The organism is Brachybacterium sp. J153, from assembly GCF_036311905.1.
GTDB lineage: Bacteria > Actinomycetota > Actinomycetes > Actinomycetales > Dermabacteraceae > Brachybacterium.
Genome location: NZ_JAZDCH010000006.1, coordinates 37830 through 49471, shown reverse-complemented (window position 1 = coordinate 49471; position 11642 = coordinate 37830). Strand labels below are relative to the sequence as shown.

The following is an 11642-nucleotide window of genomic DNA, read 5'->3' as shown; positions in this document are numbered from 1 at the left end:
GCCCCCGCAGCGCAGAGAGGAGACAGCACCGATGATCCCCAGCTCGCCGATCTCCGCCGTCTCCCTCGGCCCGCTCACCATCCACTTCTACGCCCTGTGCATCCTGGCCGGCATGGGGGTGGCCCTCTGGTGGGGCACGAAGCGCTGGGTCGCCCGCGGCGGCAACGGCGACGACCTCTTCGACATCGCCTTCGCCGGGATCGTCGCGGGGATCATCGGGGCGCGGATCTGGCACGTCCTCACCTCTCCCGCGCCCTTCTTCGGCCCGGGCGGCGACCCCGTCGCCATCCTCTACATCTGGCAGGGCGGCCTCGCGATCTACGGCGGCATCGCCGGCGGCGCCGTGGCCGTGTGGTTCATGGCCCGCCTCAAGGGCGTCTCCTTCACCGCTCTCGCGGACACCCTCGCCCCCACCCTGATGGTCGCCCAGGCGATCGGCCGCTTCGGCAACTGGTTCAACCAGGAGCTGTACGGGCCGGCCACCTACGTCCCCTGGGCATGGACGGTCACCTGCGTGACCAACGGCGAGACCATCCCCGGCTGCGTGCCGGGCACCTACCACCCGACCTTCCTCTACGAGCAGCTGTGGAACCTCCTCGGGGTCGTCCTGCTGCTCTGGCTCGCGCGCCGCTTCGACCTCGCGGGCGGCCGCGTCTTCTGGAGCTACGTCGCGATCTACTCGATCGGCCGCGCCTGGATCGACGCGATCCGCTCCGAGCCCGTGCTGATGGTCGGCCCGCTGCGCATCCACACTCTGGTCGCGATCGTGATGGCCCTCGTCGGCATCGCCATGGTCGCCCACCTCACCCGCCGCCGGCGCCGCCGCGGGGGAGAGGTCGTCGCCGCTGACGGCTCCTTCGAGCTGCCCGCCCAGACCGAGGGCAACGGCCCCGACGAGGACCACGTCGAGAAGTCCGGCACGCCGCCCTCCGCGGCCGACGACTCCGCTACACCCGGCTCCTAGCCCCAGGGGACCCGTGACCGCCATCGAGCGGCGCACGGCACCGAGGGAGGGGACCCGGGATCCCGTCGACCATCGACGGCCGCCCGGCCGTCGTCCCTGGAAGGGCCCTCCGCATGATCCCCCTCAGCTCCCGCTTCTCCTCCCTCCCCGGCCCGCAGGCCCTGTACCGCCCCGACAGCGAGGTGGACTCGTGCGGCGTCGCGCTCATCGCGACCCTGCGCGGCGAGCCCGGCCACGACATCGTCGAGCACGCCCTCACCGCCCTGCGCAACCTCGAGCACCGCGGCGCGGTCGGCGCCGAGGAGTCCACGGGCGACGGGACCGGCATCATGGTCCAGCTGCCCGACGCCTTCCTCCGCGAGGTCGCCGGGGTCGAGCTGCCCGCGCGCGGTGCCTACGCCGCAGGCATCGCCTTCCTCCCGCGGGAGGAGGCCGAGCGCGAGCAGGCGCTCGCAGCCCTGGAGGAGATCGCCCGCGAGGAGGGCCTCACGGTCCTCGGGCGGCGTCCGCTGCCCACGACCGACGGGCTGGTCGGCCCCTCCGCGGAGGCCGTGCGACCGGTCATGGAGCAGGTCTTCCTCGCCGACGAGGCGACCGGCCGCACCGGCCTCGACCTCGAGCGCGCCGCCTTCGCGGTGCGTCGCCGGGTCGAGCACGCGACGGGCGCCTACTTCCCCTCGCTGTCCACCCGGGTGATGGTCTACAAGGGCATGCTCACCCCCGGACAGCTCGACGAGTTCTACCCGGACCTGCGCGATCCGCGCTTCGCCTCCGAGCTCGCGATCGTCCACTCGCGCTTCTCCACGAACACCTTCCCGGCGTGGCCGCTCGCGCACCCCTTCCGCACCCTGGCCCACAACGGCGAGATCAACACCGTGATCGGCAACCGCAACCGCGTGCGGGCCGCCGAGGGCAGCATGCGCACCGACGTCTTCGGCGAGGACCTCTCACGGCTCTTCCCGGTGAACACCCCCGGCGCCTCGGACTCCGCGAGCCTCGACGAGGTGCTCGAGCTGCTGCACCTCTCGGGCCGCTCCCTCCCGCACGCGCTGATGATGCTGATCCCCGAGCCCTGGGAGTCCGACGACTCCATGGACGAGGACCTCCGCGCCTTCTACCGCTTCCACTCCGCGCTGCAGGAGCCCTGGGACGGGCCCGCCTCGGTCGTCTTCACCGACGGCACCCAGGTGGGAGCGCGCCTGGACCGCAACGGCCTGCGCCCGCTGCGCTACTGGATCACCGAGGACGACCTCGTGATCCTCGGCTCCGAGACCGGTCTCGTCGACGTGCCGCACAGCGCGATCGCCCGCACCGGCCGCGTCTCCCCGGGCGAGATCTTCCTGCTCGACCTCGCCGAGGGCCGCATCGTCCCGAGCGACGAGCTCAAGCACCAGGTCGCGACCGAGCGCCCCTACGCCAGCTGGGTCAAGCAGCAGACGGTGAAGCTCGCCGATCTCCCCGAGCGCGAGCACGTGACCTACTCGCCCGCCTCCGTGGTGCGACGCCAGCAGGTGTTCGGCTACACCGAGGAGGAGCTGCGGGTGCTGCTCGCCCCGATGGCGGCCAAGGGTGCCGAGCCCCTCGGCGCCATGGGCACCGACACCCCGATCGCCGCGCTGTCGGACCGCCCCCGGCTCCTGTTCGACTACTTCACGCAGATGTTCGCGCAGGTCACCAATCCGCCGCTGGACTCCCTCCGCGAGGAGATCGTGACCTCGCTGGGAGTGACCATCGGCCGCTCCCGCAACCTGCTGGACGCGACTCCGGAGCACGCGCGCCAGCTGGTGCTCGGCTTCCCGATGCTGGACGACGACGAGCTCGCGAAGATCCTCGCGGTCGACGCGAACCCCGAGACCGCGGACTTCCACGCGGTGCGCCTGCGCGGCCTGTACCCCGTGGCCGGCGGGACCGCCGCCCTCGAGGCGCGGCTCGAGGAGATCTGCGCGGAGGCGGTCGCCGCGATCGACGACGGCGCGACCTTCCTGGTCCTCTCCGACCGCGACGCCAACCAGGTGCTCGCTCCCATCCCGTCGCTGCTGCTGACCAGCGCCGTCCAGCACCACCTGGTGCGGACGGGCCGCCGCACCGCGGCCGCGCTCGTGGTCGAGGCCGGGGACGTGCGCGAGGTGCACCATGCCGCGCTGCTGATCGGCTACGGCGCGAGCGCCGTCAACCCTTATCTCGCGATCGAGAGCGTCGAGGACCTCGTCCGCCGCGGCGTGGTCTCCGACCTCACCCCGGCCGAGGCGGTGCGCAACCTGCTCACCGCCCTCGGCAAGGGCGTCCTGAAGATCATGTCGAAGATGGGCATCGCGACCGTCGCGTCCTACCGCGGGGCGCAGGTGTTCGAGGCCGTCGGCCTCTCCCAGCACCTGGTCGACACCTGGTTCCCCGGGACCGTCAGCCGTATCGGCGGCATCGATCTCGACGTCATCGCCCAGGAGAACGCGGCCCGCCACGCGCTCGCCCATCCCGTCGACGGCGTCCAGCTGCCGCACCGTCAGCTGCCCGTGGGCGGCGAGTACCAGTGGCGCCGCGAGGGCGAGCCGCACCTGTTCACGCCCGAGACCGTGTTCCGCCTGCAGCACTCCACGCGGAACCGTCAGTACGACGAGTTCCGCCGCTACACCGATGCGGTCGACGAGCAGCACGAGCACCTCATGACCGTGCGCGGCCTGATGCGCCTGCGCACCGAGGACCGCACGCCGATCCCGCTGGACGAGGTGGAGCCGGTCGAGTCGATCACGCGCCGCTTCATGACCGGCGCGATGAGCTACGGCTCGATCTCGCAGGAGGCGCACGAGACCCTCGCGATCGCGATGAACCGTCTCGGCGGCATGTCCAACAGCGGTGAGGGCGGCGAGGATCCGGAGCGGCTGCGCGACCCCGAGCGCAGCAGCGCGATCAAGCAGATCGCCTCGGGTCGCTTCGGCGTCACCAGCGAGTACCTGACCTTCGCGAAGGACATCCAGATCAAGATCGCCCAGGGCGCCAAGCCCGGCGAGGGCGGTCAGCTGCCGCCCGAGAAGGTGTACCCGTGGATCGCCCGCACCCGGCACTCGACCCCCGGCATCGGCCTGATCTCCCCGCCGCCGCACCACGACATCTACTCGATCGAGGATCTCGCCCAGCTGATCCACGACGCGAAGTCCGCTAACCCTGCGGCCCGTGTCCACGTGAAGCTGGTCTCGCGCTTCGGCGTGGGCACCGTCGCGGCGGGCGTCTCGAAGTCCCACGCCGACGTCGTGCTCATCTCGGGCCATGACGGCGGCACGGGCGCGAGCCCGCTGAACTCCCTCAAGCACGCCGGCACCCCCTGGGAGCTCGGCCTCGCCGAGACCCAGCAGACCCTGCTGCTGAACGGTCTGCGCGACCGCATCACCGTCCAGGTCGACGGGCAGATGAAGACCGGCCGCGACGTCGTCATCGCCGCGCTGCTCGGTGCGGAGGAGTACGGCTTCGCCTCGGCGCCCCTGGTCGTCACCGGCTGCGTCATGATGCGGGTCTGCCATCTCGACACCTGCCCCGTCGGCGTCGCGACCCAGAACCCCGAGCTGCGGGCCCGGTACGCCGGCAAGGCCGAGCACGTGGTGACCTTCTTCCAGTTCGTGGCCGAGCAGGTGCGCGAGCACCTCGCCGCCCTCGGACTGCGCAGCCTCGACGAGGCCATCGGCCGCACCGACCTCCTCGGCCTGCGGGACGACGCCCCGGCGCTCGGCGCCCTCGGCACCGCGAAGCGCGAGGGGCTCGACCTCTCGGCGATCCTCGAGCCGCCGACGGTCTTCCCCGGCGACCACCCGCAGCGCCGCCGCGGGCAGGACCACCAGCTGGAGAAGGCGGCGGACCATCCGTGGATCGCCGCCGCGGCCCCCGTGCTCGACGGCGCCGAGCCGAGCGTCCGCCTGCAGGGCGAGATCCGCAACGTGCAGCGCTCGACCGGCACCCTGCTCGGCCACGAGGTGACCCGCCGCACCGACGGCGCGGGCCTCGCCGAGGACTCGATCCTCGTCGAGCTGACCGGCACCGGCGGCCAGTCCTTCGGCGCCTTCCTCCCGCGCGGCGTGACCCTCCACCTCACCGGCGATGCCAACGACTACGTCGGCAAGGGCCTCTCGGGCGGAGTGATCGCGATCGGCCACGGCGCCGGCACGGCACCGTCCCTGACCTCCTCGACGATCGCCGGGAACACCTGCGCCTACGGGGCCACGAGCGGCCGGCTGCTGCTCGCGGGCTCCGCGGGCGAGCGCTTCGGCGTGCGCAACTCCGGCGCGACCCTGGTCGTCGAGGGCATCGGCGACCACGGCGCCGAGTACATGACCGGCGGAGCCGTGCTGATCCTCGGCCCCACGGGCCGCAACCTGGGCGCCGGCATGAGCGGCGGCACCCTGTTCGTCCTCGATCTCGACCCCGCGGACCTGAACCCCAAGGACGCCGCCGGCTTCGAGATCACACCGGTCCGCGAGGAGCACCGCGAGTTCGTGCTCGAGGCCCTCACCGACCACGCCGAGCGGACGGGGTCCGACCGGGCCGCCGCCCTGCTCGCCGACCCGGCGGAGCTCTTCGACCGCCTCACCGAGGTCGCCCCCCGCGCGTTCCTGCGGATCACCGGCATCCGCGAGGAGGCCGTCGCGCAGGGCGTGGACCCCGACTCCCACGACGTCTGGAACGAGATCATGGAGGCCACCCATGGCTGATCCCCGCGGATTCCTGCGGTACCGCGAGCGCGAGCTCCCCGCCCGTCGGCCGGTGCCGCTGCGCCTGATGGACTGGCGCGAGGTCTACGAGGCCCGCGAGAAGGGCGGCCCCGACGCCCTCAGCGTCGTCTCCCGGCAGGCCGGACGCTGCATGAACTGCGGCATCCCGTTCTGCCACCAGGGCTGCCCGCTCGGGAACCTCATCCCCGAGTGGAACGACCTCGTCTACCGCGACGACTGGCAGCAGGCCTCGGAGCGCCTCCACGCGACCAACAACTTCCCGGAGTTCACCGGCCGCGCCTGCCCCGCCCCGTGCGAGTCGAGCTGCGTGCTGGGGATCAACCAGCCGCCGGTGACCATCAAGAACGTCGAGGTCTCGATCATCGACCGCGCCTTCGAGGAGGGGTGGGTCAAGCCCGTGGAGCCGACCCGGCACACGGGCCGCACCGTGGCCGTCGTCGGGTCCGGGCCCGCCGGCCTCGCGGCCGCGCAGCAGCTCACCCGCGCCGGCCACTCGGTGGTCGTGCTCGAGCGCGACGACCGCCTCGGCGGCCTGCTCCGCTACGGCATCCCCGAGTTCAAGCTCGAGAAGCGCCACGTGGACCGCCGCCTGCAGCAGATGCGCGAGGAGGGCACCCGCTTCCGCACCGGCGTCGACGTCGGCGGGACCGGCGAGAGCGCGCTGAGCGTCGCCGACCTCCGCAGCCGCTTCGACGCGGTGGTCCTCGCGACCGGCGCCTCGACCCCGCGCGACCTCGCGGTCCCGGGCCGCGAGGCGACCGGCATCCATCCCGCCATGGAGTACCTCACCCAGGCCAACCGCCTGGTCGAGGGCGACTGGGTCGAGGACGCGATCTCCGCCGAGGGCAAGGACGTGGTGATCATCGGCGGCGGCGACACCGGAGCCGACTGCCTCGGGACCGCGCTGCGCCAGGGCGCCCGCTCCGTGACCACTCTGGCGATCGGTACCCAGCCGCCGGTCGAGCGCGACGAGAAGCAGCCCTGGCCGGTGCACCCGGTGCTCTTCGAGGTCTCCACGGCGCACGAGGAGGGCGGCGACCGCTCCTACCTCGCCTCGACGACCGGCTTCGAGATCGACGAGAGCGGCGCGGTCACGGGACTGAAGGTCGCCCGCACCCAGTACCTCGACGGCTCCCGCGTGCCGACCCCCGGCACGGAGACCGTGCTCCCCGCCACCCTCGTGCTCGTCGCGATGGGGTTCACGGGCACCCAGGAAGAGGGCCTGCTGGCCGATCTGGGTGTGGAGATCACCTCACGCGGCAACATCGTGCACGACCAGGACTGGCAGACCTCGGTGCCCGGCGTCTTCACCGCGGGCGACTGCGCCCGAGGCCAGAGCCTCATCGTCTGGGCGATCGCCGAGGGACGTTCCGCCGCCGCGGCCGTCGACCGCCACCTGATGGGCTCGACCTCTCTGCCCGCGCCCGTGGACCCGGGAGAGAAGCCCGTCACAGTGTGAAAGACTGTGCCCAGATCACGCGATGCTGCGGCGCCTCCGGCGGAGCACGTCCTGTGCTCGCCCGAGAAGGCGCCGCGGCCCTTACTCGAACTACAGATGGGTTGACATGCGTAAAGCGAAGATCGTCTGCACACTCGGTCCGGCGACCAACACCTATGAGCAGATCCGGACCCTGATCGATGCAGGCATGAACGTGGCTCGGATGAATCTGAGCCACGGCTCCCACGCCGACCACGAGCAGGTCTACGCGAACATCCGTCGCGCGGCCGACGATCTCGGTCGCAACGTCGCCATCCTGGTCGACCTCCAGGGCCCCAAGATCCGTCTGGGCAAGTTCTCCGACGGGCCGCATCAGCTCGAGGTCGGCGACACCTTCGTGATCACCACCGAGGACATCGTCGGCACCCGCGAGCGCGTGTCCACTACCTTCAAGGGCCTGCCGGGCGACTGCCGCCCCGGCGACGTGCTCCTGATCGACGACGGCAAGGTCTCGGTGCGCGTCACGGACGTCACCGACACCGATGTCACCACCGTGGTCGAGGTCCCCGGGCCCGTCTCCAACAACAAGGGCATCAACCTGCCCGGCGTCGCCGTGTCCGTTCCCGCCATGAGCGAGAAGGACATCGACGACCTCCGCTGGGGCCTCAAGCTCGGCGCGGACCTCATCGCGCTCTCCTTCGTGCGCGACGCCCACGACATGGACGACGTGCTGCGGATCATGCAGGAGGAGGGGCGCCGCGTCCCGGTCATCGCGAAGATCGAGAAGCCGCAGGCCGTGCGCGCGCTGCGCTCGATCGTCGGCGCCTTCGACGGCATCATGGTCGCCCGCGGCGACCTCGGCGTCGAGCTGCCGCTCGAGCAGGTGCCGCTGGTGCAGAAGCGCGCCATCGAGCTCGCCCGCCGCAACGCGAAGCCCGTCATCGTCGCCACCCAGGTGCTCGAGTCGATGATCGAGAGCCCGCGCCCCACCCGCGCGGAGGCGTCCGACTGCGCGAACGCGATCCTCGACGGCGCCGACGCGGTCATGCTCTCGGGCGAGACCAGCGTGGGCAAGTACCCCTTTGAGGCGGTCCGCACCATGGCCCGCATCGTCACCAACACCGAGGAGAATGGCGCCGACCGCATCCTCCCGCTGGGCACCATCCCGCACACCCGCGGTGGCGCCATCACCCGCGCGGCCGCCGAGATCGGCGATCAGCTCTCCGCGCAGTACCTGGTCACCTTCACCGAGTCCGGCGACACCGCGCGCCGCCTCTCCCGCCTGCGCCCGACCATCCCCCTGCTGGCCCTGACCCCGTACCCCGAGGTCGCCCGCCAGCTGTCCCTGACCTGGGGCATCGAGGCGCACCTGGTGCCGATGCAGAAGGAGACCGACGCGATGATCTCCGTCGTGGACGAGCTGCTGCGCGAGCACAAGGGCCTGCAGAAGAACGATCTGGTGATCGTCGCGGCCGGCTCGCCCCCCGGCGTCCACGGCTCGACCAACTCCCTGCGCGTGCACCGCATCGGCGACCTCGACGGGACCGAGTCGGCCCGCATCGAGTCGGCGAGCATCGCGGCGGGTCCGCAGCAGGCCTGATCCGGCCGCTGCTGCCACACGGATACGGCGCCCCTCGACCCATGGGTCGAGGGGCGCCGTATCCGTTGTGGCCTGTCGTGATCTGTCGCGCTGAGGTGCCGGATGCGGGACTCGAACCCGCACGCCCGTGAGGACAGCGCATTTTGAGTGCGCCGCGTCTGCCATTTCGCCAATCCGGCTCGCACCCCCGGGACGGAGGCCTGGACTAGGATACCGCTGATGACCACCGGTCCCGGCGGCGCGACGGACCCCGTCCCCGCCGCGGACACCCACGAGACAACAGGGCGACATGACTGAGCAGAATCCTTCCCTTCCCACCGACGACCAGGATCTCGAGGTCCAGGAGACCGGCGGTGTCCGCCGTACCGCGGTGGTGGCCGAGGACGAGAGCCTCATCCGCATGGACATCGTCGAGACCCTCACCGAGGCCGGCTACGAGGTCGTCGCCGCTGTGGGCGACGGCGAGAGCGCCGTCGAGAAGGCGCGCGAGCTGCGCCCCGACGTGGTCGTGATGGACGTCAAGATGCCGAAGACCGACGGTGTCTCCGCGGCCGAGCAGATCGGCCAGGACAATCTCGCTCCGGTCGTCATGCTCACCGCCTTCTCGCAGGCCGAGCTCGTCGAGCGCGCCCGCGACGCCGGCGCCATGGCCTATGTCGTCAAGCCCTTCACCCCGGCGGACCTGCTGCCCGCGATCGAGATCGCGATCTCCCGCTACCAGCAGATCACGCAGCTCGAGGCGGAGATCGCCGACCTCGGGGAGCGCTTCGAGACCCGCAAGCGCGTCGATCGCGCCAAGGGCCTGCTGCAGACCAACATGGGCCTCAGCGAGCCGGAGGCCTTCCGCTGGATCCAGAAGACCTCGATGGACCGTCGCCTCACCATGCGCGAGGTCGCGGACGCGGTCGTGGACCAGTTGGGCGGCGGCAAGGACTGACCGCCCGGCGACGGGGGCGTCGAACGGGCGAGACGACGGACGGGGGAGGTCTCGACATGGGCATGTCGCGGCGCACGATGGTGCAGGGCCTGGGGGCGGGGATCCTGGGTGCGGGACTGCTGAGCGCCTGCGGCACCGGCGGCATCCGCCGCGGCCGCGGGCGTCGGGCCACCACGACGGCGCCGACGGGCGATGCGCTCGCGGAGCCGGACACCGCGCTGACCCTCGGGTCGATCGGGGCGAGCTACGGCCGCTCCGCGCCCTTCGAGAACGCGATCGCCCTCGCGGTGCACGAGGCCTGGATCGACGTCAACGCCGAGTGGAAGGGCCTCTTCGGACACGACGTCGGCCTCGTGGACCGGCACGTCGTCACGGAGGCCGGCGCGGATCTCACCGAGGTCATCCAGGGACTCGCCGAGGCCGGGGTCACGGCCTGCATCACCTCGGTGGACGAGGAGGCGCTGGTCGCCGCGATCCCCGCCTTCGTCGCCGCGGGCATCGCCGTGATCGACGTCTTCAGCTCGGGGATGAGCGTCCGCGCCCCGGAGGTCGAGACCTCCGGCATGCTCGCCCGGCTGTGCCCCAACGACAAGGCCCTCGCGGCCTACTACGCCGAGCAGTCCTGGGCCGTCTCCGGCGACCGGGCCGGAGCTCCGGGAACGGTCGCCTACGTCTCGGAGGATTCGGCGCAGGGTCGCAGCCTCCTCTTCGAGCTCACCCAGGTGCTCGGGCCGACGGGCGGCAAGGTGGTCCTCGAGCACTTCCACGCCGCGGGCGATCTGGGCGACGTGAACGCGCTGGTCGCCTCCGTGCTGGAGACCCCGCCGGCCTTGCTCATCGTCAACGGCGGCCCGGAGACGGGGCCGTTCCTCTCCGCGCTGCACACGGCGACCCTCGACGGCGGGCAGCGGCCCACCGTTGAGATCGCGGCCCAGCTCTCCCCGGCCGCGAGCGTCAACTACGCCGAGGCGGACTTGGCGGCCGAGTGCCTCTCCCGGGCGAAGGGCCTCGAACCGGGGGGCGAGTACAGCGTCCGCCACGTCAACATGATGCTCAACGTCGATCCAGGGCTCTACGACACCGGGTACGCCTACTCCCAGCAGGCCTATGACGGGTTCGTGATCGCGGCGCTGGCCGCCCAAGACGCGCTCTCCGTCGAGGGCACGGCGATCGCCGCCTCGATCCCGCGGGTGCTCACCGGCTCGGGGGAGTGCAACGACTACGGGGAGTGCCGCACGGTGCTGCGCGATGCCCTGGCGGCGGGGGCCAAGGAGTCGATCTCCTATGCGGGCCGGTCGGGTCCCCTCGAGCTGGGTTCGGACCGCGATCCGCGGGTCGGCGACTTCCGCCACTACGCCTGGAACGACGCCAACGAGCTGGAGTTCGACGGGGCGGACGGCTACGAGCTGGAGGGCTGAGCGCCTCCCGGACCGGTGGACGGGACGGCGAGGATGTCGAGCCGCCCTGCTGGCGAGCCGCTCCGGCCGCGGGGATCCTCAGCGGGGCGGCAGCAGCATGGTCGAGACGGTCACGGTGCTCAGCAGCGTCCCCGCCTCGTCGTGCACGTCGACGAGGTAGGTCGCGACCTGGCGGCCCCCGTGGCGCAGGGACGCGGTCGCGGTGACCAGACCTTCTCGAGCGCTGCGGTGATGCACCGCGGAGACCGAGGTGCCCACCGCCTGGGCGCCCTCGCCGTGCACCTCGCGCGCCCGCAGGATCGCCGCGAAGGAGGCGATCGACTCGGCCAGGGCGATCGTAGCCCCGCCGTGGAGGAGCCCCGCGGGCTGGATGTTCCCCGCGACCGGCATGGTCATGATCCCTCCCTCGGAGGAGAGCTCCACCAGCTCCATCTGGCAGCGCTCGAGCAGGGTGCCGCGAGTGATCGGGCCGACGAGGGCGGCGAGCTCCTCGCCGCGCAACCGATCAGTGCCGGGAGTACCGGGGCTGCCGGAGGTATCGGGGTGCTGGTGCATGGGGCGAGCCTGCCA

General features: G+C 71.9%; 7 protein-coding genes and 1 tRNA gene. 6 read left to right on the top strand and 2 right to left on the bottom strand.

Features of this window, described 5'->3' with window-relative positions; translation table 11 throughout:
• Window positions 1–31: 31 nt before the first annotated feature.
• The 4 genes from lgt (at window position 32) to pyk (ending at window position 8717) form a co-directional block, all read left to right on the top strand.
• On the top strand, window positions 32–964 hold the full coding sequence (lgt, locus tag V1258_RS03840; protein WP_329748437.1) for a prolipoprotein diacylglyceryl transferase: 933 nt from the start codon (window positions 32–34) through the stop codon (window positions 962–964).
• A gap of 113 nt (window positions 965–1077) precedes the next feature.
• A complete protein-coding gene (gene gltB, locus V1258_RS03835) occupies window positions 1078–5658 on the top strand; it encodes a glutamate synthase large subunit (RefSeq protein ID WP_329748436.1) in 4581 nt (1526 codons plus the stop codon).
• Window positions 5651–7138: a glutamate synthase subunit beta gene (locus V1258_RS03830; protein WP_329748435.1), complete on the top strand. Its 1488-nt coding sequence runs from the start codon at window positions 5651–5653 to the stop codon at window positions 7136–7138. The genes gltB and V1258_RS03830 overlap by 8 nt, the downstream gene beginning before the upstream one ends.
• Before the next feature lie 106 nt (window positions 7139–7244).
• Window positions 7245–8717, top strand: coding sequence for a pyruvate kinase (gene pyk, locus V1258_RS03825; protein ID WP_329748434.1), 1473 nt, complete (start codon window positions 7245–7247; stop codon window positions 8715–8717).
• Between the two features lie 96 nt (window positions 8718–8813).
• Here pyk and V1258_RS03820 read toward each other — a convergent pair.
• A tRNA-Leu gene (locus V1258_RS03820) sits at window positions 8814–8896 on the bottom strand.
• 110 nt (window positions 8897–9006) lie between these two features.
• Here V1258_RS03820 and V1258_RS03815 point away from each other — a divergent pair.
• Both V1258_RS03815 and V1258_RS03810 read left to right on the top strand, forming a co-directional pair.
• Window positions 9007–9654: an ANTAR domain-containing response regulator gene (locus V1258_RS03815; RefSeq protein ID WP_329746794.1), complete on the top strand. Its 648-nt coding sequence runs from the start codon at window positions 9007–9009 to the stop codon at window positions 9652–9654.
• 56 nt (window positions 9655–9710) lie between these two features.
• Complete coding sequence (locus tag V1258_RS03810) at window positions 9711–11072, top strand: ABC transporter substrate-binding protein (protein WP_329748433.1); 1362 nt, start codon at window positions 9711–9713, stop codon at window positions 11070–11072.
• 78 nt (window positions 11073–11150) lie between these two features.
• Here the strand turns inward: V1258_RS03810 and V1258_RS03805 are convergent, their stop codons facing one another.
• Window positions 11151–11627, bottom strand: coding sequence for a PaaI family thioesterase (locus tag V1258_RS03805; protein WP_329748432.1), 477 nt, complete (start codon window positions 11625–11627; stop codon window positions 11151–11153).
• Window positions 11628–11642: the final 15 nt, after the last annotated feature.

Coding starts and splice junctions, on each gene's coding strand:
- lgt (WP_329748437.1), top strand. CDS start 32: ATGATCCCCAGCTCGCCGATCTCCGCCGTCTCCCTCGGCCCGCTCACC.
- gltB (WP_329748436.1), top strand. CDS start 1,078: ATGATCCCCCTCAGCTCCCGCTTCTCCTCCCTCCCCGGCCCGCAGGCC.
- V1258_RS03830 (WP_329748435.1), top strand. CDS start 5,651: ATGGCTGATCCCCGCGGATTCCTGCGGTACCGCGAGCGCGAGCTCCCC.
- V1258_RS03815 (WP_329746794.1), top strand. CDS start 9,007: ATGACTGAGCAGAATCCTTCCCTTCCCACCGACGACCAGGATCTCGAG.
- V1258_RS03810 (WP_329748433.1), top strand. CDS start 9,711: ATGGGCATGTCGCGGCGCACGATGGTGCAGGGCCTGGGGGCGGGGATC.
- V1258_RS03805 (WP_329748432.1), bottom strand. CDS start 11,627: ATGCACCAGCACCCCGATACCTCCGGCAGCCCCGGTACTCCCGGCACT.
- pyk (WP_329748434.1), top strand. CDS start 7,245: ATGCGTAAAGCGAAGATCGTCTGCACACTCGGTCCGGCGACCAACACC.